General features: G+C 72.1%; 25 protein-coding genes. 9 read left to right on the top strand and 16 right to left on the bottom strand.

Translation table 11 applies throughout. From position 1 onward, the window contains the following. Positions 1–5: 5 nt before the first annotated feature. Positions 6–884, bottom strand: a complete 879-nt coding sequence (locus NI26_RS04040) for a LysR substrate-binding domain-containing protein (protein WP_066652751.1) — start codon at positions 882–884, stop codon at positions 6–8. Positions 885–952: 68 nt separating this feature from the next. Between NI26_RS04040 and NI26_RS04035 the strand changes: the two genes are divergently transcribed. The 3 genes from NI26_RS04035 to NI26_RS04025 are packed head-to-tail and all read left to right on the top strand — an operon-like array spanning position 953 to position 1,941. Continuing rightward, on the top strand, positions 953–1,438 hold the full coding sequence (locus NI26_RS04035) for a GNAT family N-acetyltransferase (RefSeq protein WP_066652748.1): 486 nt from the start codon (positions 953–955) through the stop codon (positions 1,436–1,438). Positions 1,439–1,462: 24 nt separating this feature from the next. Next, positions 1,463–1,726 carry a hypothetical protein gene (locus NI26_RS04030; protein ID WP_066652745.1) on the top strand — a complete coding sequence of 88 codons (264 nt, stop codon included), beginning with the start codon at positions 1,463–1,465 and terminating at the stop codon, positions 1,724–1,726. 17 nt (positions 1,727–1,743) lie between these two features. Beyond that, a complete protein-coding gene (locus NI26_RS04025; protein WP_066652743.1) occupies positions 1,744–1,941 on the top strand; it encodes a hypothetical protein in 198 nt (65 codons plus the stop codon). Positions 1,942–2,066: 125 nt separating this feature from the next. On the opposite strand, the gene NI26_RS04020 is transcribed toward NI26_RS04025, so the two are convergent. Next, the gene (locus NI26_RS04020; RefSeq protein ID WP_066652740.1) at positions 2,067–3,254 is read right to left on the bottom strand and encodes a MalY/PatB family protein; all 1,188 of its coding nucleotides are present in this window, start codon (positions 3,252–3,254) and stop codon (positions 2,067–2,069) included. 112 nt (positions 3,255–3,366) lie between these two features. Between NI26_RS04020 and NI26_RS04015 the strand changes: the two genes are divergently transcribed. After that, positions 3,367–4,143: an isocitrate lyase/PEP mutase family protein gene (locus NI26_RS04015; RefSeq protein ID WP_066652738.1), complete on the top strand. Its 777-nt coding sequence runs from the start codon at positions 3,367–3,369 to the stop codon at positions 4,141–4,143. A gap of 312 nt (positions 4,144–4,455) precedes the next feature. Then, the gene (locus NI26_RS04010; protein ID WP_066652736.1) at positions 4,456–4,743 is read left to right on the top strand and encodes a hypothetical protein; all 288 of its coding nucleotides are present in this window, start codon (positions 4,456–4,458) and stop codon (positions 4,741–4,743) included. A 99-nt stretch (positions 4,744–4,842) separates the two neighbouring features. Here the strand turns inward: NI26_RS04010 and NI26_RS04005 are convergent, their stop codons facing one another. Together NI26_RS04005 and NI26_RS04000 are read right to left on the bottom strand one after the other, a co-directional pair. Beyond that, positions 4,843–5,190, bottom strand: coding sequence for a hypothetical protein (locus NI26_RS04005; protein WP_066652733.1), 348 nt, complete (start codon positions 5,188–5,190; stop codon positions 4,843–4,845). Positions 5,191–5,289: 99 nt separating this feature from the next. Further along, entirely contained in the window at positions 5,290–5,655 is a 366-nt protein-coding gene (locus NI26_RS04000) for a hypothetical protein (RefSeq protein ID WP_144411241.1), read from the bottom strand. A gap of 147 nt (positions 5,656–5,802) precedes the next feature. Between NI26_RS04000 and NI26_RS03995 the strand changes: the two genes are divergently transcribed. Further along, positions 5,803–6,429, top strand: coding sequence for a TetR family transcriptional regulator C-terminal domain-containing protein (locus NI26_RS03995; protein ID WP_066652727.1), 627 nt, complete (start codon positions 5,803–5,805; stop codon positions 6,427–6,429). 49 nt (positions 6,430–6,478) lie between these two features. Here the strand turns inward: NI26_RS03995 and ychF are convergent, their stop codons facing one another. The 3 genes from ychF to NI26_RS03980 form a co-directional block, all read right to left on the bottom strand. Further along, positions 6,479–7,552, bottom strand: coding sequence for a redox-regulated ATPase YchF (ychF, locus tag NI26_RS03990; RefSeq protein ID WP_066652725.1), 1,074 nt, complete (start codon positions 7,550–7,552; stop codon positions 6,479–6,481). Between the two features lie 61 nt (positions 7,553–7,613). Continuing rightward, complete coding sequence (locus tag NI26_RS03985) at positions 7,614–7,814, bottom strand: hypothetical protein (protein WP_066652723.1); 201 nt, start codon at positions 7,812–7,814, stop codon at positions 7,614–7,616. A gap of 24 nt (positions 7,815–7,838) precedes the next feature. Next, positions 7,839–8,381: a hypothetical protein gene (locus NI26_RS03980; protein WP_066652720.1), complete on the bottom strand. Its 543-nt coding sequence runs from the start codon at positions 8,379–8,381 to the stop codon at positions 7,839–7,841. A gap of 50 nt (positions 8,382–8,431) precedes the next feature. Here NI26_RS03980 and NI26_RS03975 point away from each other — a divergent pair, with 50 nt between their 5' ends. Both NI26_RS03975 and NI26_RS03970 read left to right on the top strand, forming a co-directional pair. After that, entirely contained in the window at positions 8,432–9,097 is a 666-nt protein-coding gene (locus NI26_RS03975; protein WP_235426502.1) for an exonuclease domain-containing protein, read from the top strand. Between the two features lie 97 nt (positions 9,098–9,194). Continuing rightward, positions 9,195–9,953 carry a GntR family transcriptional regulator gene (locus NI26_RS03970; protein ID WP_066652718.1) on the top strand — a complete coding sequence of 253 codons (759 nt, stop codon included), beginning with the start codon at positions 9,195–9,197 and terminating at the stop codon, positions 9,951–9,953. 18 nt (positions 9,954–9,971) lie between these two features. Here NI26_RS03970 and NI26_RS03965 read toward each other — a convergent pair whose 3' ends face one another. The 8 genes from NI26_RS03965 to iolC all read right to left on the bottom strand — a co-directional run bounded on the left by NI26_RS03965 (position 9,972) and on the right by iolC (position 18,967). After that, positions 9,972–10,379, bottom strand: a complete 408-nt coding sequence (locus NI26_RS03965; RefSeq protein WP_066652713.1) for a tautomerase family protein — start codon at positions 10,377–10,379, stop codon at positions 9,972–9,974. Between the two features lie 181 nt (positions 10,380–10,560). Next, positions 10,561–11,601, bottom strand: coding sequence for a Gfo/Idh/MocA family protein (locus tag NI26_RS03960; protein ID WP_081984695.1), 1,041 nt, complete (start codon positions 11,599–11,601; stop codon positions 10,561–10,563). Between the two features lie 17 nt (positions 11,602–11,618). After that, entirely contained in the window at positions 11,619–12,569 is a 951-nt protein-coding gene (locus NI26_RS03955) for a sugar phosphate isomerase/epimerase family protein (protein WP_066652711.1), read from the bottom strand. A 31-nt stretch (positions 12,570–12,600) separates the two neighbouring features. Further along, a complete protein-coding gene (iolD, locus tag NI26_RS03950) occupies positions 12,601–14,538 on the bottom strand; it encodes a 3D-(3,5/4)-trihydroxycyclohexane-1,2-dione acylhydrolase (decyclizing) (RefSeq protein ID WP_066652710.1) in 1,938 nt (645 codons plus the stop codon). Beyond that, positions 14,535–15,443, bottom strand: a complete 909-nt coding sequence (iolB, locus tag NI26_RS03945) for a 5-deoxy-glucuronate isomerase (RefSeq protein WP_066652709.1) — start codon at positions 15,441–15,443, stop codon at positions 14,535–14,537. The genes iolD and iolB overlap by 4 nt, the downstream gene beginning before the upstream one ends. Before the next feature lie 8 nt (positions 15,444–15,451). Further along, on the bottom strand, positions 15,452–16,975 hold the full coding sequence (locus NI26_RS03940) for a CoA-acylating methylmalonate-semialdehyde dehydrogenase (RefSeq protein ID WP_066652707.1): 1,524 nt from the start codon (positions 16,973–16,975) through the stop codon (positions 15,452–15,454). Continuing rightward, positions 16,972–17,961 (bottom strand): class I fructose-bisphosphate aldolase, encoded by a 990-nt coding sequence (locus NI26_RS03935; RefSeq protein ID WP_066652698.1) that lies wholly within the window; start codon positions 17,959–17,961, stop codon positions 16,972–16,974. The genes NI26_RS03940 and NI26_RS03935 overlap by 4 nt, the downstream gene beginning before the upstream one ends. After that, entirely contained in the window at positions 17,954–18,967 is a 1,014-nt protein-coding gene (gene iolC, locus NI26_RS03930; RefSeq protein WP_066652693.1) for a 5-dehydro-2-deoxygluconokinase, read from the bottom strand. Before iolC ends, NI26_RS03935 begins: the two co-directional genes overlap by 8 nt. A gap of 148 nt (positions 18,968–19,115) precedes the next feature. Here iolC and rmuC point away from each other — a divergent pair, with 148 nt between their 5' ends. Beyond that, positions 19,116–20,378, top strand: coding sequence for a DNA recombination protein RmuC (gene rmuC, locus NI26_RS03925; protein ID WP_066657838.1), 1,263 nt, complete (start codon positions 19,116–19,118; stop codon positions 20,376–20,378). A 147-nt stretch (positions 20,379–20,525) separates the two neighbouring features. On the opposite strand, the gene glpX is transcribed toward rmuC, so the two are convergent. Beyond that, entirely contained in the window at positions 20,526–21,515 is a 990-nt protein-coding gene (gene glpX / locus NI26_RS03920; protein WP_081984693.1) for a class II fructose-bisphosphatase, read from the bottom strand. Positions 21,516–21,609 lie beyond the last annotated feature (94 nt).

Genomic DNA, 21,609 nt, shown 5'->3' with positions numbered 1-21,609 from the left:
ACAGCTCAGGGCTCGGTGGCCGCGATGAAGTTGCGGAGGATCTCGCGGTCGTCGTCGACGCGGACGGCCCAGACCAGCTCGCTGCGGTGCGGGTCGTCCTGCAGCGGGAGCAGGACGACGGTGTCGGGTGCCGCGAGGGTCGCGCTCTCCGGGGCGATCGTCACACCGAGCCCCGCTCCGACCAGGTGGAGCACGGTCGCCCACGTCGTGGCCTCCTGCACGACCTCGGGTCGCCGTCCGTCGACGACCACGGGCGCGAGGTTGCGTTCGGTCGCGACCGCACCGGCGATCGCCGGGAAGAACACGAACGGATCGTCGACCAGTTCGGTGCCGCGGATCGACGCCCGCTCCGCGAGCCGGTGCCCGTGCGGGACCGCCGCGACGAAGGGCTCGGAGCGGAACGGCAGGAACCGCACGGCGGGGTCCGGGTCGGGGTCGCGCAGGACCGCCAGGTCGAGCTCGCCGCGGACGGTGCGCGCGAGCAGCGTCGACGAGTAGCCCTCGGTGAGTTCGACGCGGACGAGCGGGTACCGCTGCCGGAAGGCCTGCACGCGCTCGATCGGACCGAGGGGCAACGCCGAGACGACGAACCCGACGTCCAGCCGTCCGGCCTCACCGCGTCCGACCCGCACGACCTCGTCCAGGTCGCGCGCTGCCTGGTCGAGCAGCGAGCGCGCACGGCCCTGCAGCACCCGACCGGCGGCGGTGAGCGCGACGCTGCGCGAGGTGCGGACGAACAGGTCCACCCCGAGGTCACGCTCGGTCCGTCGGATCTGCTGCGAGAGCGCGGGCTGGGCGATGCGCAGCCGTTCGGCAGCCCGCCCGAAGTGCAGCTCGTCGGCGACGGCGAGGAACGCCCGGAGCTGCCGCAGGTCGACATCCATGCACGCAGCCTATCGATACGCCGGAACGAGTATTGGACACGATCAGATCGCTGGTCGAGGATGGATCAGTGCCCGAGACGCCCACGCTGACCATCGCCGAGTTCGAGACCGCTGCCGACGCCACGGCGTTCCGCACCCTCAACGAGGCGTGGATCGAGCAGTACTTCACGCTCGAGGACGAGGACCGCGCGATCCTCGGCGATCCGATCGGCCGCATCATCGAGCCCGGCGGTGCTGTGTTCGTCGCGCGGCTCGACCACGAGGTCATCGGCTGCATCGGGATCATGCCCGTGGGCGAGCGCGTGTTCGAACTCGTCAAGATGGCGGTCTCGCCGGTGCACCAGGGGCACGGCACCGGGCGGAAGCTCATCGCCGCAGCACTCGACCGCGCCCGGTCCCTCGGCGCGCAGCGGGTCGCGCTCGAGAGCAACAGTGCCCTGGCGAGCGCCGTGCACCTGTACGAGGCGTTCGGCTTCCGGCACCTCGGACACGACGAGATCGTGCCGAGCCCGTACGCCCGTGCGGACGTCCACATGGTGCTCGACCTGGTCTGACCCCGACCCGGTAGCGTCGCGATCGTGCACATCCGACCGCGCCGCGACGACGACCTGGAGCACCTGGTCCGGGTGCTCCGGCGCACGCACGACGAGGACGGCTACCCGGCGCACTGGCCCGACGATCCGGTCGCGTGGCTGACCCCGCCCGGGCACCGCTCGGCGTGGACCGCGTGGCGGCTCTACGAACGCCGCGGCTGGCGGTTGACCCACCGGTCTCCCGCGGACTGGGCGAAGCCGGACGGGACCGTCCCGACCATGCGGTGGTACGAGAAGCGCCTGCCGTGAGCCGGTACGCTCGCCGCATGGCGACGTACGAGGTGCAGGCCGTCCGTGAGCGCGGCGTGTGGCAGGTGTTCATCGAGGGGACCCCGATCACCGAGGTGCTCCGCTGGTCCTCCGTCGGTCCGGTCGCACGGGAGTTCCTCGCGATGGACCGCGACGACGACCTGCGCATCCGCGTCGTCGGCCGCAACCAGTACGTCAACGAGCTGTCCGACTGACGTTGTCGCGGCGCTCCTCCGCGAGCGTCCTCCCGCGGTGAGGCTCGAGCTGCGCGACGTCCCTCGCGCGCCCGGGCCCGGGACGGGTCGCTGGGCGCGAGACTCGTCCGAGCGCGACCGACCGCTCAGGCGACGTGCCAGACCAGCCCCTCCTGCGCGCTCGACGGGTAGGCCGCCGCGATGCGGTGCACGGCCTCGCGCAGGGTCTCCGGCGAGCACGCCAGGTTGAGCCGCGCGAACCCCCGCCCCTGGGCGCCGAAGCCGAGCCCGGAGTTCAGCGCCACGTACGCGTGCTCACGGAGCGGCACCGCCGGGTCGTCCCCGAGGCCGATCCCCCGGAAGTCGAGCCATGCCAGGTAGCCGGCCCGCGGCCGCGTGTAGACCACCCCGGGCAGGTGCTCGGCGAGCAGGGCCCCGAGCAGCCGCTCGTTCGCGACGATGCGGGCGACGACGTCGTCGAGCCAGTCCGTCGCGAGGGTGAACGCGGCGAGGTTCGCGTGCAGCCCGAGGATGCTCGTGCGGCAGGCGACCTCCTCCCACAGCGTGTCGAGGAGCGCCGCGGTCCGGTCGTCCCCCGCGACCATGACGGAGCACTTCACGCCGGCGAGGTTCCAGCCCTTGCTCGCGCTCGTCACGCAGACGCTGCGGGCGCCGTGCTGCTCGGCGACCATCGCGAACGGGGTGAAGCGGACCCCCGGGTGCGTGAGCGGCGCGTGGATCTCGTCGCTGACGACGAGCACGTCGTACCGTGCCGCCAGCTCGGCGAGCGCCTCGAGGTCGGCCCGGTCGTGCACGAGTCCCATCGGGTTGTGCGGGTTGCAGAGCAGGAACACCCGGACGCCGTCGGCGAAGGCGCGCTCGAGCCCGGCGAGGTCGAGCCGGTAGACACCCCACTGCTCGGTCAGCGGGACCTCCTCGACCCGACATCGTGCTTCCTCGACGAGCTCGAAGAACGGCGGGTACACCGGCGGGGTGATCGCGACGCGTCCGCCCTCGGGCAGCGCGAGCCGGAGCGACTCGACGATCCCGACGCTGACGTCCGTCGCCAGGTGCACACGCTCCGGGTCGACCGCCCACCCCCACCGGTCGCGCGCGAACTGCGCGAACGCCGGCGCGAGCGGCCCGGGGCCGTCCAGGTACCCGAGGTCGGACTGCTGCACCCGCTCGACCAGTGCCTGCCGGATCGCCGGCGCCACGTCGTGGTCCATCTCGGCGACGAACAGGGGCAGCACGTCGGGCGCGTAGCGCGTCCACTTGATGCTCGTGCGGACCCCGCGGAGCGTGCCGACCGGGTCCTGTTCGTCGTCAGCCATGCGTCCCAGCATGCATCGACCGGGAGGCCCGGTGCGAGTCCGGCCGTCATCCCGCGTCGTCCAGCGGTCACCTCCCGTGCGTGCCGAGGCCCGCCCACGTAGGTTCGGCACCATGAGCACGAGCACCGCCGACAAGGCGACCACCCTCAAGCAGCTGCACGAAGCCCCCGAGATCCTGCGCGTCGTGAACGTGTGGGACGCGATCAGCGCGAAGGTCGTGAGCGACCTGCCGGAGACGAAGGCGATCGCGACCGCCGGGCACTCCATCGCCGCGAGCCACGGCTACGACGACGGCGGGATGCCGCTCGACGTGGCCCTCGCGGGCGCCGCGACCGTCGCCGCCGCGACGGACCTGCCCGTCACGGCGGACCTCGACGACGGGTACGCGGACCCGGCCGAGACGATCCGTCGCGCGATCGCCGCCGGGATCGTCGGCGCGAACGTCGAGGACCGCCTCCGTCCCTTCGACGAGGCCGTCGCCCGCGTCGCCGCGATCACCGCCGCAGCCGAGGCCGAGGGCGTCGCCTTCCAGCTCAATGCCCGCACCGACGCGATCGCCCGGGGTGGCGACCGCCCGATCGACGAGAGCATCGAGGACGCCATCGCCCGCGGGAAGGCGTTCCTCGACAACGGCGCCGCACTCGTCTTCGTGCCGGGTGCGATCCAGCGCGACGTGGTCGAACGACTCGTCGACGGGCTCGGTCGCGGCAAGCTCTCGGTGATCGGACTGCCGGGCGCCCTGCCGGCTGCCGAGTACGAGGCCCTCGGCGTCGCCCGCATCTCCTACGGTCCGCTGACGCAGCGCGTCGCGCTGCGCGCGCTCCGCGACCTGGCGACCGACCTGTACGGCGACGGCGTCGTGCCGGAGGACACCCCCGCTCTGAACTGACGGCCCACCGGACGGACGGCGCGGTGCACGCTCGCACCGCGCCTCCCGTCCGTCTTGCTGGACGTTCCGGACGAAGCGACGTATAGTGTCTCATTGGTGCACTGCAGCGAACCCATCTGACTCGCGCACACCAGCACGTCTCGTACCGACCCGCCGGGTCGCATTCCACCGAGACCACCGCTCGATCCGAACGGACGAGCAGCACGTCGAGACACGACGTGCGCACCCGCAGCCGATGCGTCGTGCCGGACCACGGAGTCCGCCGACCAGAGCACGGCCGGGTGCCGAACGACCAGGAAGTACCGCACCACCATGACCAGCAACGACCGCATCACCATCTCCGGGACCGCACTCGCGGCCCCCACCGTCTCCCCCGACCGCATCGCCGAGTTCCCGGTCCGCGACGACCGCTCGCAGCGCGAGTACCTCGTCCGCATCGCGGCCGACGACCTGCGCCTGTTCGTCACGCGTGACGCACGCGTGGACATCGACGGCGAGGCCGGCTGGACCGTACCCGGCCGCTCCTGGCGGGGCGAGTCGAGCCGGACCATCCTGCTCGCGCGCCGCGTCGGCAAGGGCGAGCTCGCCCTGGCCGCCTAGGTCGGACCCGCCGGAACCGCTCACACGGTTCCCGGTCCACACACGACGAACGCCGCCGGCTCAGCGCCGGCGGCGTTCGTCGTCTGTGCCTTCAGGGTGTCAGGCCGGCCCGTACGACGACGGCCCCTCGGCTCCGCGGAAGCGCGTGCCACCGTCCGCGTTCACCGGGAGCGCCGGACCCGCACGCCGTGCCGCGTCGCGCAGGCGACGGATGAACGCCGGGTCCTCGGGCTCGAGCTCGTCGTCCGGGGCGACCGTCACGCAGAGCTCGCTCGCCGGGCCGACGAGCAGGATCGACGTCGACACCGAGCCGTCGTCACCGACGCTCGGCACCGTGATCGTGTCGGTGCGCGAGTTCGCTCCGAGGACGGCCGCGTAGTCGGCGACCGCGTCCGCGATCAGGTCCCCGGTGAGGATCTGGCTCGCGTCGTAGTTGATGTACTTCACGTCTCCTCCTCATCTCTCCCTCGACGGTAGGTACCGCGTGTGCGAGGAGGTCTGGAGTGTGCGTTCCGTGGCCAGTCCACTCCTCGGGGCGTGCGCCGGTCAGACCTCAGGCGGGTCCGTCCGGAGGCGCTTGGCCTCCGGCTCGTCGGAGTGCGACGACGCGGCGTCCGTGAACCGTCCGCCGCCCACCACCGCGATGCGGCGCCCGAGCTCGTTGACCAGGTCCTCGTCCTCGGGCTCCAGCTCGTCGTCCGGCGCCGCCTCGACCATGATCTGGGAAGCCGGGCCGAGCAGGACCTCCGCCGTGGTGCCGTAGCCCTCGGCGTCCGCGGTCGGGATCTCGACGATGTCCGTCGTGCCGTTCTCGCCGAGCGCAGCGGCGTAGGCGAGCACCGCCTCGGCGATCGCGTCGCCGGTCATCACTCGGTTCTCTCCGTAGACCACGTACTTCATCGGTCCAGTCAACGCTGCATCCTCGAAGGGCACTCAGCTCGGACGCGCCCCGGGGGACGCGCTGCTCCTCCGCCACGCCGGGACTGCGCGGCTGCGGAGATCGGCTCTTCCCAGTTCTGGGGACTGGTCAGGGCAGCACACACCCGGTGGACTGGACCCATGCGATCGTTCCACCCCCTCGACACGTCAGCGCTGCTCCGGGTCGAGATCGTCGACGCGATGATCCGTGTGCTCCGCGCGAACGCCCTGCACGAGGTGTCGTACGAGCACGTGGCCACCGAGGCGTCGCAGCCGCTCGACGTCGTCACCGAGGTGTTCCCGACCTGGGACGGACTCCTGCTCGCCACCATCGACCAGTGGAACGACCAGCGGACCACCGCGCTGCTGCCGATCGCCGAGCGCAGCGGCACGATCGTGTTCCTCCGCGCCATCGTCCGCGCGAACGTCGCCGACCCGTCACTCATGCGCTTCCTGACCTCGACGCTCAACATCGCCGCGACGCCGCACCACCCGCTCGCACCGATGCTCCACCTGCGCTGGCGTCGCTTCCACGGGTTCGTGCTGGCGGCCCTGCAGCGGGACGTCGAGCTCGGCCGGGAGCCGCGCACCATGGAGCCGGCTCGTGGCGCCGAGCAGCTCCTCGCGACGTACGAGGGGCTGCAGCTGCAGTCGATGGTGCGGCCGGAGATGGACCTGCTCGAGTCGTTCGACCGTGCGGTCACCCGACTCCGCGAGGGCTGGTCGCGCGAGTACGTGCCGCCGGTGTGGGACCTCGAGACGGCCTGACCGGACTTCCGAGCGCGGCGGCCGACAGCCGTCGGCCGCCGCGTACCGGTCAGTTGTTGAAGCGGAACTCCACCACGTCGCCGTCCTGCATGACGTAGTCCTTGCCCTCGATGCGGGCCTTGCCGTGCGCACGGGCCTCCGCGATCGAGCCCGCCGCCATGAGGTCCTCGAACGAGATGACCTCGGCCTTGATGAAGCCCTTCTCGAAGTCGGTGTGGATCACGCCGGCAGCCTGGGGAGCCTTCCACCCCTTGCCGATCGTCCACGCCCGGGCTTCCTTCGGCCCGGCGGTCAGGTAGGTCTGCAGCCCGAGGGTGTCGAACCCGATGCGGGCGAGCTGGTCGAGGCCGGACTCGGTCTGCCCGGTCGACTCGAGCAGTTCGGCGGCGTCCTCGGGGTCGAGCTCGATGAGCTCCGACTCGACCTGGGCGTCGAGGAACACGGCCTGCGCCGGTGCCACGAGCGCGGCCAGCTCGGCCTTGCGGGACTCGTCGGTCAGGATCGCCTCGTCGACGTTGAAGACGAAGATGAACGGCTTGGCCGACAGGAGGCCGAGCTCGGCGATCGGCGCGAGGTCGATCGAGGTCGCGGAGAGCAGCGTGCCCTGCTCGAGCGCCGCCCTCGCCTCGTTCGCGGTCTCGAGCACGATCGGCTCGGCCTGCTTGAGCTTCACGGTCTTCTCGTACCGGGGCAGCGCCTTCTCGATGGTCTCGAGGTCCGCGAGGATGAGCTCGGTGTTGATGACCTCGAGGTCGTCCTTCGGCGAGACCTTGTTCGCCACGTGCACGACGTCGTCGTCGGTGAAGCCACGGACGACCTGCGCGATGGCGTCGGCCTCGCGGATGTTCGCGAGGAACTTGTTGCCGAGGCCCTCGCCCTCGCTCGCACCCTTCACGATGCCGGCGATGTCGACGAACGACACGGGCGCGGGCACGGTCTTCTCGGAGCTGAAGAGCGTCGCGAGCTGGTCGAGCCGCGGGTCGGGCAGGTTCACCACGCCGACGTTCGGTTCGATCGTCGCGAACGGGTAGTTCGCGGCGAGGACCTGGTTCTTGGTCAGGGCGTTGAACAGGGTCGACTTGCCGACGTTCGGGAGACCGACGATTCCGATGGTGAGAGCCACGGGAGCACAGCCTACCGGCGGCGGCCCGCCGGAGCCGACCCGGTCCTCCAGGCCGGTGCCGTCAGGACGGCCAGATGCCGGACAGGAAGCTCACGAACGTGAGCAGCAGGCCGTGCGCGATCCCGAGCACGATGCCGGCGACCAGCACCGCGGTCACGAGCAGGGTGGTCCCGAGACCGATCCCACGCCGCACGGTGTGCGGCCGCGCGTCCACGCGGTGTGCGCCCGCCAACAGCTCGTCCAGGTCCCTCGGCTCCCCCATGCGCCGACTGTACGTCGCGGCGGGTCAGGACACCAGCGCTCTGAGGCGCTCGTCGACCAGGGCGAGCACCTCGGCCTGGAGGCGCTGGGAACCGCGCCAGTCACCGCGCACCTCGAGCGCGTGGTCCGCACCGTCCACCGTGTGCAGTCCGGCGCGTGTCGTCCCGACCGCGGAGGGCAGCCACATGGGGTCGGCGGAGCCGCCGACGGCGAGCGAACCGGTGCCCGCCGCGGCGAGCGCGGCGACGACGGCCGGATCGGTGAGGACCGGCGTGAGCCAGACCCCGTCGACGCCGTGGCGGACCGCCCAGGGCAGGGCGGAGCACCCGAACGACTTCGCGACGACGAGGTCCGGGCGGCGGCCGTCGAGTGCGCCCGCGACGTGGCGCTCGACGAAGGCCACCGGGTCGTCCTTCGCTGCGGCGTCGACCGTCCACGCCGGCGCGACGACCTCGACGCCGTGCTGCGCGGCGATCGCGCGCGTCCACCAGAGCAGGGGCGCCTGCTGCCCGTACCCGGCACCGGGCAGGACGAGGACGAGCGGGGTCGTGGTGGCGGTGGCGGTCACGCCTCGGACGCTACCGCGCCGGGCCGCAACGCCGAGGCCGCGCGCGGGTGATGTCGGAACCCCGTGCGACCATCGAGGGCGTGCCGTTGAACTTCACCGCGATCGACTTCGAGACCGCGAACAGCTCCCCCGCGAGCGCCTGCTCCGTCGGACTCGTCAAGGTCCGCGGCGGCCGCGTGGTCGAGCGGGCCTCCTGGTTCATCCAGCCACCGCAGGGCCACGACGCGTTCCTCGAGTGGAACACCCGCATCCACGGCATCGTCGCGACGGACGTGGTCGGGGCGAAGGGGTGGGCCGAGCAGTACCGGGACATCGTGGCGTTCGCCGAGGGGGACGTCCTGGTCGCGCACAACGCCCGGTTCGACATGGGTGTGATCGCCGGCGGCTGCTCGGCGACCGGCACGGAACTGGCGCAGCACCACTCGCTGTGCTCGCTCCAGGTGGCGCGCAAGACCTACACGCTCGACTCCTACCGACTCCCGATGGCGGCCCGCGCGGCCGGGTACGAGGGCTTCCAGCACCACGACGCCGCTGCCGACGCCGAGGCCTGCGCCGCGATCGTCGTGCACGCCGCGGGGCAGCACGGGTGCGACACGGTCGAGGCGCTCGGTGCGGCCACCCGGGTGCACATCGCGCCGGTGCGACCGCGGACGGAGCAGCCCCGTGCGGCAGCCCAGCCGCGGCTGTCGAACCGTCCGATGATCTTCGCCGACTGACGATCCCGGGGGGCCGGGCCGCGCGGAGTCCGGTGCTATTGTCACGACATAGCCGTGGGGTGCCGTCGCCGGTGCCCTCCCCACCCGGAGGACCGCGATGACCAACGAGGGCCAGCTGCCGTCCGACTTCTCCACGGACCTGGACCGCTCCGGGCCGGTGCCGCTGTACTTCCAGGTCGCATCGCGGCTCGAGGAGGCGATCCGCTCCGGCGCGATGCCGCCCGGCGCACGGCTCGAGAACGAGATCGCCCTCGGCGAGCGACTCGGGCTCTCGCGCCCGACGATCCGCCGAGCCATCCAGGACCTGGTCGACAAGGGGCTGCTCGTCCGTCGTCGAGGGATCGGCACGCAGGTCGTGCACGGCCCCGTGACGCGCAAGGTGGAGCTGACGAGCCTGTACGACGACCTCGCGCAGGGCTCGCAGGCACCGGCGACCACGCTGCTCGAGCGCACGGACCTGCCGGCGAGCGACGTCGTCGCCGAGGCCCTCGGCACCGCCCCGGGCACGCCGGTCGTCCACATCCGCCGCGTCCGCTTCGCCGAGGACGTCCCGATGGCGATCCTCGAGAACTTCCTGCCGCCCGAGTTCACGGCGATCACCGACGAGGACCTGCGGACGCACGGGCTGTACCAGCTGCTCCGCGGCCGGGGTGTCACGATGCGGGTCGCGAAGCAACGGATCGGGGCACGGGCGGCCACCGACGACGAGGCCTCGCTGCTCGAGATCGAGGACGGTGACCCGGTCCTGACGATGAGCCGCACGGCGTACGACGCGTCGGGCCGGGCGGTGGAGTACGGGATGCACTGCTACCGCCCGGACCGCTACTCGTTCGAGGTCACCCTCGTCGACAAGTAGGCCGGCGGACCCGCTGCCTCAGCCGGCGGAGGGGACGCCGAGCTCGCCGGTCACGTACTGGGCGCGGCCGAACCCGAACGACCAGTCCTGCGGCCCGTTCTCCACGTAGCCGATGAAGACGTCCTCGCTCGCGACGCCGACCTCGGCGAGCCGGTCGTGCACGGCGCGGTAGAGACCCTGCTTCGCCTCGTCGCTCCGACCGCCCTGGGTGAAGACCTGGACCATGACGACGCCCTCGGTCCGCTCGAAGCCGAGACCGGCGTCCTGCGCGATGATCTGCTGCGCCGGGTGCTCGGTGATCACCTGGAACCGGTCGCGCTCGGGGATGCCGTACTCGGCGACGATGGCGGTGTGGATCGCGTCGGCGACGGCACGCACCTGCTCCGGGGTGCGACCGGTGACGAGATCGATGCGGACGAGCGGCATGGTGCCTCCTGTGGGTGGGGGGGGGTGGCGGTGCGCCGTCGCGGACGGGAGGCGCGGTGCCAGCATGCACCGCGCCTCCCGTCCGGTACACGGCCCGTCTCCAGCACCGGTGCCGGCACCTCCGTCGCCGGGCGCCCGCCGCCGGGCGCCGCCGTCAGGCGTCCTTCGTCAGGGTGCGTCCTCAGGCGTCAGGCGTCGTGTCGTAGAACGCGGGCTTCGCGGTGGCGTAGGTCACGTGCTCGAGGGCGCCGGTCTGCTGCGCCCGCACGGCGACCTCGGCGACGACCGACGCCGTGTAGCCGTCCCAGGCGCTCGGCCCGTCGATGCCCCCGGTGCGGGCAGCGTCCACCCAGCGCTGGACCTCCTCGTCGTACGCGGCGCCGAAGCGCTCGACGAAGGACGGGGTGACGCCCTGGCCCGAGACACCGGCCGACACGACGTTCATCGTCGTCTCGCGCCCGATGTACGCGACGCCGGACTCGAACACGGCGTCGGTCGTCACCTGGTACCCGAACTGCGCGTTGACGTTGATCTCGACGATCGCCATGGTGCCCGACGCGGTGGTGAACAGCACGAACTGCGGCTCCGGCAGGTCGACCGGTCCGAGCGAGTTCCTGCGGGGCTTCTTCACCTCGACCGCGACGATCGGCTCGCCCGTGAGGAACGGGATGATGTCGATCTCGTGGATGACCGAGTCGTGGATGAGCATCGACTCGCTGAAGTTCGGCGGCGTCGTCGGGTTGCGGTGCGCGTGGTGCAGGGCGAGCAGCGCGCCGTTCGTGCCGGACTCGCGGAGTGCCCGGAGCTCCTGGTACCCCTTGTCGAAGCGACGCATGAAGCCGACCTGGATCCGTGGGCGGTCGGACCTCGCCTGCTCGAGCTCGACGATGCGCAGGGAGTCCTCCGCGCTCGTGGTGAGGGGTTTCTCGCACAGGACGGCGAGACCACGCTCGATCGCCGGAACGAGGACGGGCTCGTGCAGGAACCCGGGCGTCGCGACGAGCACGGCATCGATCGGCGTCGCGTCGAGGGCGTCCTCGAACGACGCTGCGGTGAGCGCCCCCGGTGCCCGCTCGGCGGTGGCGGTGGCCCGGGCGGTGTCCGGGTCGACGACGGCGACGACGTCTGCGCCGGCGATCGTGGACGTGATGCGACGGACGTGGTCGCTGCCCATCGCGCCGGCTCCGACGACGGCGACGCGGAGGTTCTCGGTGGTGCTCACGGGGTTCTCCTGGGGGGTCAGCGGACGCGCGCCGAGGCGGTCGACTCGAGGATGTGCTGGACGGTGCGCTCGGCGATCGGGCCGGGGGCGTCGACCGAGCACCCGTACATGTCCTGCTCGACGATGCCGAAGACGTCCGGGTCGATCCGGGCGACGGCCTCGATGACCGGGGCGAGCTCGGGGGTGCCGTGCGGCGGCTCGGTCATGATGCCCTGCGCCACGGCCGTCGCGAAGGGCACGTCGTTCTTGAGCACGTCGAACAGCAGCTCGGTGTCGACCTGCTTGAGGTGGAGGTAGCCGATGCGCTCCGGGTGTTCGGCGATCATGCGGAGGTTGTCGCCGCCGTAGTAGGCGAAGTGCCCGGTGTCCAGGCACAGGTTCGTGTACCGCGGGTCGGTCTCCTCGAGGAAGCGCACGGTCTCGCGGTACGTGCCGACGTGGCTGTCGGCGTGCGTGTGGAACTGCTGGCGGACGCCGAACTCCTCGAGCAGCGCCTTGCCCAGCTGGTCGTGTCCCCTGCCGAGGCGCTCCCACTGCTCGTCGGTCAGGGTCCGCGACTCGAGCACCGCACCGGTCGCGTCCGAGCGCCAGAGGTCCGGGATCGTCACGAGGTGCCGGGCACCGAGCGCCGACGCGAGCCCGGCGACCGCGACCGCCTGGTCCCACGCCCGCTGGAACTGGTCGTCACCCTTGTGGAACCCGGTGAAGACCGTGCCGGCGGACAGCCGGAGGCCGCGGGACTCGAGCTCGTCGGACAGCTGCGCCGGATCGGTGGGCAGGTACCCGTACGGACCGAGCTCGATCCACGTGTAGCCGGCTGCTGCGGCCTCGTCGAGGAAGCGCTGCCACGGCACCTGGCCCGGGTCGTCCGGGAACCAGACGCCCCAGGAGTCGGGGGCGGTACCGATGCGGATCGCGGCGGGGGCGGCCGCTGCGTCGGTGGCAGCGGTGTCGGCGGTGTCGGTCATGACGTCGTCGTCCTTCGTGGGATGGGTTCGTTCAGCCGAGCAGGGGGCGCTGCGACGCGACCTGCTGCTCGTACTCGGCGCGGGCCCGCCGGGTGCTCGGCAGGGTCGAGGTCTCGGCGACGGGGACGTCCCACCAGCCGTCACCCTCGGGGGCGGGGGCGAGCGGGTCGGCGTGCACGTGCACCAGCGTGGTGTGGTCGTTCGCCTTGGCCTGCCGCACGGCCGCGGTCAGGTCGGCGATCACGTCCGGGCCGGGGCGGACCTCGATCACGTCGACGCCGTAGGAGCGCGCGTTCGCGGCGAGGTCGACGGGCAGCACCTCGTCGTTCTCGAACGACCCGGTGTCGTCCCGGTAGCGGTACTCCGTGCCGTAGCGCTCGGAACCGACGGTCTCGGACAGGCGGCCGATCGACGCGTAGCCGTCGTTCTGCACGAGCACGACGACGACCTTGATGCCCTCGGCGACCGCCGTCACCAGCTCGGTGTGCAGCATCAGGTACGAACCGTCGCCGACGAGGACGATCGCGTCGCGGTCCGGGGCGCCGCGTCGCACACCGATGCCGCCGGCGATCTCGTAGCCCATGCACGAGAAGGCGTACTCGACGTGGTACCCGAGCGGGTCGCGGACCCGCCAGAGCTTGTGCAGGTCGCCGGGCAGCGAGCCGGCTGCCTGGACCACGACGTCGCGCGGGTCCGTCGCCGCCCGGACCGCGCCGATGATCTCCGACTGGCCCGGGACCGCGCGTCCGGACGGCACGGACGCGGCGTCGACGACGGCGTCCCACTCCTGCTTCCGCGACGCGACCTCGGCGGCGTACCCGGCGGAGACGGCGTACGACGGGGCGTCCGACGAACCTGCCGTGAGCATCTCGGTCAGCGCGACCAGCGCCTCCCGGGCGTCCGCGACCAGCGGCAGCTGCGAGCCGTGCTTGTGGGCGTCGAACGCGGCGACGTTCACGTTGACGAAGGTCACGTCGGGGTCCTGGAACGCCGTCCGGGACGCCGTGGTGAAGTCGCTGTACCGCGTGCCGATGCCGATCACGACGTCGGCCCGTGCGGCGATCGCGTTCGCCGCAGCCGTCCCCGTCGCCCCGATGCCGCCGAGGTACTGCGGGTGGTCCCAGACGAGCGAGCCGCCGCCCGCCTGCGAGGTGCCGACGGGGATGCCCGTCGTCTCGACGAAGGCCGCGAGTTCGTCCTCGGCACCCGAGTAGAGCACGCCACCACCGGCCACGACCACGGGACGCTCGGCGCTCCGGATCGCCTCGACCGCACGGGCCAGCGGTCCGCGTTCCGGCAGCGGACGCCGGACGTGCCACTCGCGCGGTTGCAGGAACGTCACCGGCACGTCGAGCGCTTCGGCCTGGACGTCCTCGGGCAGGGCGATCGTCACGGCGCCGGTCTCGGCCGGGTCGGTGAGCACCCGCATCGCGGCGAGCGCGATCGGGAACAGCTGCTCGGGCCGTTCGACGCGGTCGAAGAACCGCGACAGCGGCCGGAACGCGTCCGTCACCTGCAGCGACGGGTCGTGCGGCATCTCGATCTGCTGCAGCACCGGATCGGTCCTGCGGGTGGCGAAGGTGTCCGACGGCAGCAGGAGCGCGGGCAGCCGGTTGGTCGTCGCGAGCGCGGCGCCGGTGAGCATGTTCGCCGCGCCGGGGCCGACCGAGGCCGTCGACGCGAAGGTCGCCCGGCGGCGGTGCATCCGGGCGAACCCGACGGCCTGGTGCACCATCGCCTGCTCGTTGCGGGCCTGGTGGTACGGCAGCAGGCCGGGCTGGTCGACGTGGAGCTGCTTGATCGCCTGCCCGAGACCGGCGACGTTGCCGTGCCCGAAGATGCCGAAGATCCCCGGGATCGTGCGCTCGCGGTGATCACCGTCGACGGTCCACTGGTTCGCCAGGAACGCGACGAGCGCCTGACCGACGGTCATCCGACGGGTCTGCTCCGGGCCGGCGTGCTGGCTCATCGGGAGGGCTCCTTCTCGTAGGGCAGGCGCGGGTCGATCGGTTCCGAGGTCCACGTCTGCCGGACCCACCCGTGGGCGGGGTCGTCGGTGATGTTCCAGACGCGCTCCGGGTCCGGTCCGGCCATGACGTTGAGGTAGTACATGTCGTAGCCCGGTGCCGCGACGGCCGGTCCGTGCCAGCCGTACGGCACGAGGGCGATGTCCCCGGTCCGCACCTGGCGGAACTCGTCGATGGGCCGGTCGTCCGAGGCGTACGTGCGGTGCAGGGCGAAGGGGTCGGCCTGCTCGGGAGCCTGCACACCACGGGCCACGGCGGCTTCGTAGTAGTAGATCTCCTCGAGGTCCGACTCCTCGCCCGGGCGGTTCGTGTCGTGCTTGTGCGGCGGGTACGACGACCAGTTGCCGGCCGGCGTGATCACCTCGCAGACGATGAACCGCACCGCGTCGAGGGCGGCCGGGGTCCCGAAGTTGTGCACCTGCCGGCTCGACTGCCCCGTGCCGCGGAGTTCCACGGGGACGTCGACGCGGGCGATGTACGTGCTCGGCCGGACCGTCGCCGTGGGCGCCTCGGCCACGGCGACACGACCGGAGCCGGTGATCGTCGCGGCGGTGCCGGACCCCAGGTAGAGGACGTCGGTCGGCCCCTCGAAGACGCCGGTGCGTCCCTCGAGCGCCTGCTCGGTGTCGTCGTACGCCACGGTGAAGCTGCCGGCGAGCGGGACGACGAGGCGCTCGACCGCGTCGGCCGGGAGGCGCAGCTCGCCCCCGTCCTGCAGGGCGCCGGTCCGCAGACCGGTGTGCGTCCACCCCTCGACGCGGCCGTCGACCACGTCGGTCCAGCCCGCCTCGGGGCGGGAGCCCGCCGGGATGAACCAGCGGTCGCGCTGCTGCTGTTCGTTCGCCATGCTGCGCGTCAGCCGTTCGACGGGAAGCCGAGGTCGACACCGCCGTGCACTGCCGGGTCGAGCCAGCGGGAGGTGATCGCCTTCTGCCTGGTGAAGAAGGCCACCCCGTCGGCGCCGTACGCCTTGTGGTCGCCGAACAGCGAGTTCTTCCAGCCGCCGAACGAGTAGTAGGCCACCGGCACCGGGATCGGCACGTTGATGCCGATCATGCCGACCTGCACGTCGCGCTGGAATCGTCGAGCGGCTCCGCCGTCGTTCGTGAAGATCGCGGTGCCGTTGCCGAAGGCGCCGGAGTTGATCAGCTCGAGCCCCTCGTCGTAGGACTGCACCCGGACGACCGAGAGCACCGGACCGAAGATCTCCTCGGTGTAGACGCGACTCGACGTCGGCACCCGGTCGATCAGCGTCGGGCCGAGCCAGAAGCCGTTCTCGTCGCCGTCGGGTCGCACGGTGCGGCCGTCCACCACGACCTCGGCTCCGTCCTGCTCGGCGACCTCGATGTACGAAGCGACCCTGTCGCGGTGCTGCTCGGTGACGAGCGGGCCCATGTCGCAGCCCCGACGTCCGTCGCCGACGCGCAGCGTCGCCGCGCGCTCGCTGATCTTCGCGATCAGCTCGTCGGCGACCGGCTCGACCGCCACCACCACCGAGATCGCCATGCAGCGCTCACCGGCCGAGCCGAAGCCCGCGTTGACCGCGTTGTCCGCGACGAGGTCGAGGTCCGCGTCCGGCAGCACCAGCATGTGGTTCTTCGCCCCGCCGAGCGCCTGGACGCGCTTGCCGTGCTTCGTGCCCGTCTCGGACACGTACCGGGCGATCGGCGTGGACCCGACGAACGAGATCGACTCGACGTCGGGGCTGGTGAGGAGCCCGTCGACCGCTGCCTTGTCGCCGTTGAGCACCGTGAACACGCCGTCGGGCAGACCGGCCTCCCGGAACTTCCGCGCGAGCCACATCGCGGCGGACGGGTCCTTCTCGCTGGGCTTGAGCACGACGGTGTTGCCGGCGGCGATCGCGATCGGCAGGAACCAGAGCGGCACCATCGCCGGGAAGTTGAAGGGCGAGATGATGCCCACGACGCCGAGCGGTTGACGGATCGAGTACACGTCGATGCCGGTCGACACCTGGTCCGAGAACTCGCCCTTCATCAGCGACGGGATGTTCGTCGCCAGCTCGACCACCTCCTGCCCGCGGGCGATCTCCCCCAGGGCGTCGTCGATGACCTTGCCGTGCTCGCTCGTGATGATCTCGGCGAGCTCGGCCTTGTCCCGGTTGAGGACCTCACGGAACGCGAACATGATCTGCTGGCGCTTCGCGAGCGACAGGTCCGACCACGCCGGGAACGCCGCCTTGGCACTCGCGATCGCCCGCTGGACCTCGGCCTCGTCGGCCAGGGCGACCCGCTTCGTCACGACGCCGAGCGCCGGGTCGTGGACCGGGGCGGTCCGACCGGAGGCCGAGGCGACGTGCTCGCCGTCGATCCAGTGCCCGACCGTCGTGCTGCCGGCGCTGGTCTCGGTGCTGGTGGTCATGCGGTGCTTCCTTCCGGGACGGACGGGTCCAGGGCGGCGGACGGGGCAGGCGAGTCGGCGCGACGGCGAGCCGGTGTGGAGCGATCGCCCCGTGCCTCCCGGCTGTGGACGAGGGCGGCGGCGACGTCGACGGCGGCGGCGACGTCGCCGTCCTGCGGGTAGAGCAGGGTGCGACCGACGACGAGCCCGCGGACGCCCGGCAGGGCGAGCGCGTCGTCCCAGGCGGCGTACGTCTCGTCCGGACTGCCCGACGGGTCGCCGCCGAGCAGCAGCGTCGGCAGGGTGGTCGCAGCCATCACGCGTGCCATGTCGTCGACGACCGGGACCTTGAGCCAGCTGTAGGCGCTCGACTCGCCCAGGCCGGCGGCGATCGCCATCGACGTGATGACGGCGTCGGCGCTCAGGTCGTTGACGACCCTGCCGTCCCGCCACGAGGACATGAACGGCTCGAGCATGATCGGAAGCTGCAGGGCCGCGGCCTCGGTCACCGCCCGCGCCGTCGCCTCGAGCGTCGAGGCGGTGCCGGGATCGTCGAGCGCGATCCGGACGAGCAGCTTCGCGACGTCGAGCCCGGCGTCCGTGATCGCCTGCGCCGAGTACGCGGTGTAGCGGTCGTCGAGCTCGAACGATGCTCCGCGCAGGCCGCCGCGGTTCATCGAGCCGACGACGACCTTGCCGTCGAGCGCCCCGAGGAGCGCCAGGTCCTCGAGGACGTCCGGCGTGCCGAGGACCCCGTCGACGCCCGGGCGGCCGAGGGCCACGACGAGCCGTTCGAGCAGGTCGTACCGGTCGGCCATCGCCGAGGCGTCGTCGCGGACCGCGAGCGCACCGCGCGCGGGGTGGTCCGCGGCGACGATGAGGAGCCTGCCGTCCTCGGCGAGCAGCGGACGGCGGATCCGGGTCCGCAGGACCTCCGCGACGTGTTCCGGTGACCCGGCGCGCAGGTCGCGCAACCGGGCGAAGTCGGCCGGGCTGACCTCAGGCACCGACGCCCTCCTCCGCGGTCGCCGGCGCGGGGTTCGTGCGCAGGAAGCCCTCGACCTCGTCGCTCGTCGGCATCGCGGTCGAGCACTCGAACCGGGTGGCGACGATCGCCCCGGCCGCGTTCGCGAAGGCGAGGGTGCGGTCGAGGCTCCAGCCCTGCAGCAGCCCGTGCACGAGTGCTCCGCCGAACCCGTCGCCGGACCCGAGGCCGTTGACGACGTCGACGGCGTGCGGTCGGTACGCGACGGTCTCGTCGCGGGTCTTCGCCAGCACGCCCCTCGGGCCCTGCTTCACGATCGCGAGCTCGACGCCGCGCTCGAGCAGGGCGTCGGCGGCGCGCAGGGGGTCGGTCTCCCCCACGGCGATCTCGCACTCCTCACGGTTGCCGACGGCGACGGTGGCGTGGTCGAGAGCGACGGCGACCTCGCGCGTCGCGGCCGCCGGCTCGGGCCAGAACACCGCTCGGTAGTCGAGGTCGAGCACGGTGTGCCGCCCGGTGGCGCCCGGCGCCCGCAGTGCCGCGCTCCGTGCCGCGGCGGCCGCGTCGTGCGCGCTGCGGCTCGGCTCCTCGCTGAGTCCCGTCACGGTCGTCCAGAACACCCGCGTCCGTTCGATCGCGTGCAGCGGCAGGGACTCCGACGTGATCATCAGGTCCGGCGCCTTCGGCGCGCGGTAGAAGTAGAGCGGGAAGTCGTCCGGCGGGAAGATCTCACAGAACGCCACGGGCGTGTTGAGGCCCTCGACCGGCTCGACGAAGTCGTTCGCGACGCCGAACTCGGGCAGGGTGCGGGCGATGTAGCGGCCGAAGGGGTCGTTGCCGGTGCGGGTGATCACCGCTGCGTCCGCGCCGTGCCGGGCGGCGGCGACGGCGACGTTGGTCGCGCTCCCACCGACGGACTTCGAGAAGGTGGTGACGTCCTCGAGCGGTCCGGTCTGCTGTGGGTAGACGTCGACACTGACGCGTCCCATCGTGATCACGTCGTGGACGTGCGGGGCTTCGTCGGTCATGCGACGCGGGACCTTCCGGGCGGCTTCATCGGCGGACGAGCACGACTGTACACGGACTTTGCGCTGATGTCAGTACATGGACCGGGCTGCTGTCGGGCGCCTCTCCGGCCCGGAGGCGCGTGTCGGTGGGACCTGCCAGGGTCACGACATGCAGATCCTCGCCCTGGTCATCGGCCTCGTCCTCGGTACGGCCGTCGGTGCCGTCGTCGCGTGGTCGCTCGCCCGCTCGCGCGCCGGGGTGGACGCGGCAGCCGCACGGGCGACGGCCGACGTGCTGCGTGCGCAGCTCGACTCGGTGCGCGCCGACGCCGAGGAGCGCCTCGACGCCCAGGACGCCCAGTACCGCCGGCAGGTCGACTCCCTCGAACGCCGTGCCGCCGAGCTCGAGCACCTCGTGCAGCGCATGCACGGCGCCGACGCGGCGCGGAACCAGGGCGAGTCGAAGGTGCTGTCGGCGCTGAGCCCGGTCGCGCAGACGCTCGACGTCATGCGCGCGAAGATCGCCGAACTCGAGCAGTCCCGCAGCGAGCAGTACGGTGCCCTCTCCGCGCAGCTGCGATCCGCCGCCGAGTCCGAGGAACGGCTCCGCGCGACGGCGGACACCCTCGCGAGCGCCCTGTCCTCGAACAGCACCCGCGGCGTGTGGGGCGAGACACAGCTCCGGAACGTCGTCGAGGCCGCGGGGCTCCTCGAACGCGTGGACTTCGACGTGCAGTCCTCCGTCACGACGACCGCGGGGACCGCCCGACCCGACATGGTCGTGCACCTGCCCGGCGGCAAGACGATCGCCGTCGACGCGAAGGTGCCGTTCAGCGCCTACCTGCAGGCGGCCGAGATCCCGGCGAGCGCGACGGGTGCCGAGGGTGCCCGGCGCGAGCAGCTCATCGCGCAGCACGTCAAGGCGCTCCGGGCGCACGTCGACGCCCTCGCCGCCCGCGAGTACTGGACGGGCTACGACGCGTCGCCCGAGTTGACGATCGCGTTCATCCCGTCCGAGTCGCTGGTCTCGAGCGCGCTGGCCGCCGACCCCGGACTGCTCGACCACGCCTTCCGCAAGCGCATCGCACTGGCGTCACCCGTCACGCTGTGGTCGGTGCTGAAGACGGTGGCGTTCTCGTGGCAGCAGGACGTCGTCACCGCCGAGGCACGCGAGCTCTTCCGGGTGTCCCGCGAGCTGTACGGCCGCCTGGCCACCATGGGCGGGCACGTCGACAAGCTCGGCCGGGCGATCCGGGGGTCCGTCGTCGACTACAACCGCTTCGTGGGGTCGCTCGAGCGCCAGGTGCTGCCGAGCGCCCGGCGGCTGTCGCTGCTCGACGAGTCGAAGGTGCTCGCCGACCCGGCGACGATCGACGACGAGCCGCGGCTGCTCACCGCGCCGGAGCTCGTCGGCGCCCTCGACGAGGACTGACCGCGCGGCGCCACGGCACGAGGCGCCACGGCGCGAGGTGCTCCGGCACGACGAGAAGCACCCCGAACCACGTGATCCCGTGGTTCGGGGTGCTTCTCGTCGTGCGAGCGGTCAGGTGTCCCGACGGCCGTCAGCGGTCCGGACGGATCAGAACCACTTCTCGGCGCGGTGGTCGGCCTGGATGCGGCGGATCGTGTTCGAGCGCGAGCGGAGCACGAGCGAGTCGGTGTGGATGACACCGCGCGACCGGCGGACACCGTCCACGAGGACACCGTCGGTGACGCCCGTCGCGACGAAGAACGTGTTGTCGCCCGTCACGAGGTCGTCCTGGTCGAGGACCTTGTCCAGGTCGTGCCCGGCGTCGAGTGCCTTCTGGCGCTCCTCGTCGTCCTTGGGCTGGAGCTTGCCGAGGATCACGCCGCCGAGCGCCTTGATCGCGCACGCGGTGATGATGCCCTCGGGCGTACCGCCGACACCGACGCACATGTCGATCTTCGAACCGGGCAGTGCCGCCGAGATGCCACCGGCGACGTCGCCGTCGAGCAGCAGGCGCGTGCCGGCGCCCGTTGCGCGGATCGCGCGGATGAGCTCGTCGTGGCGCGGACGGTCGAGGACGGCGATCTGCATGTCCTCGATGTCCTTGTGCTTCGCCTTCGCGAGCGCGCGGATGTTCTCGCCGATCGGCTTCTCGAGGTCGAGGACGCCACGACCCTCGGGGCCCGCGGCGATCTTGTCCATGTAGAACACCGCCGACGGGTCGTACATCGAGCCGCGGTCGGAGACGGCCATCACGGAGATGGCGTTCTGCCGGCCGGCGGCGGTGAGCGAGGTGCCGTCGATCGGGTCGACCGCGATGTCGCAGGCCGGGCCGTGGCCGTTGCCGACGTGCTCGCCGTTGAAGAGCATCGGGGCGTCGTCCTTCTCGCCCTCGCCGATGACGACCACGCCGTCGAAGTTCACCGTGCCGAGGAACTTCCGCATCGCGTCGACGGCTGCGCCGTCCGCGAGGTTCTTCTCGCCCCGGCCGACCCACGGCTGCGCACGGATCGCGGCGGCCTCCGTCGCACGCACGAGCTCGAGCGCCAGGTTGCGGTCGGGCTGGAGGAACAGGGAGCCGGTCTCAGTCGTGGGAGTCACGACCAGAGCCTACCGACCGGGCTCCGGGGCGGCCGCACGGGTGCACGGACGTGCACGCTGTAACCCGTTGAGGAGCCCTGACTAGGCTCGGCGG

Source organism: Curtobacterium sp. MR_MD2014, from assembly GCF_000772085.1.
In the GTDB taxonomy this organism is placed as follows: Bacteria; Actinomycetota; Actinomycetes; order Actinomycetales; family Microbacteriaceae; genus Curtobacterium.
Note: the sequence above shows the minus strand (reverse complement) of the source record. Positions and strands in the feature narration are given on the sequence as shown.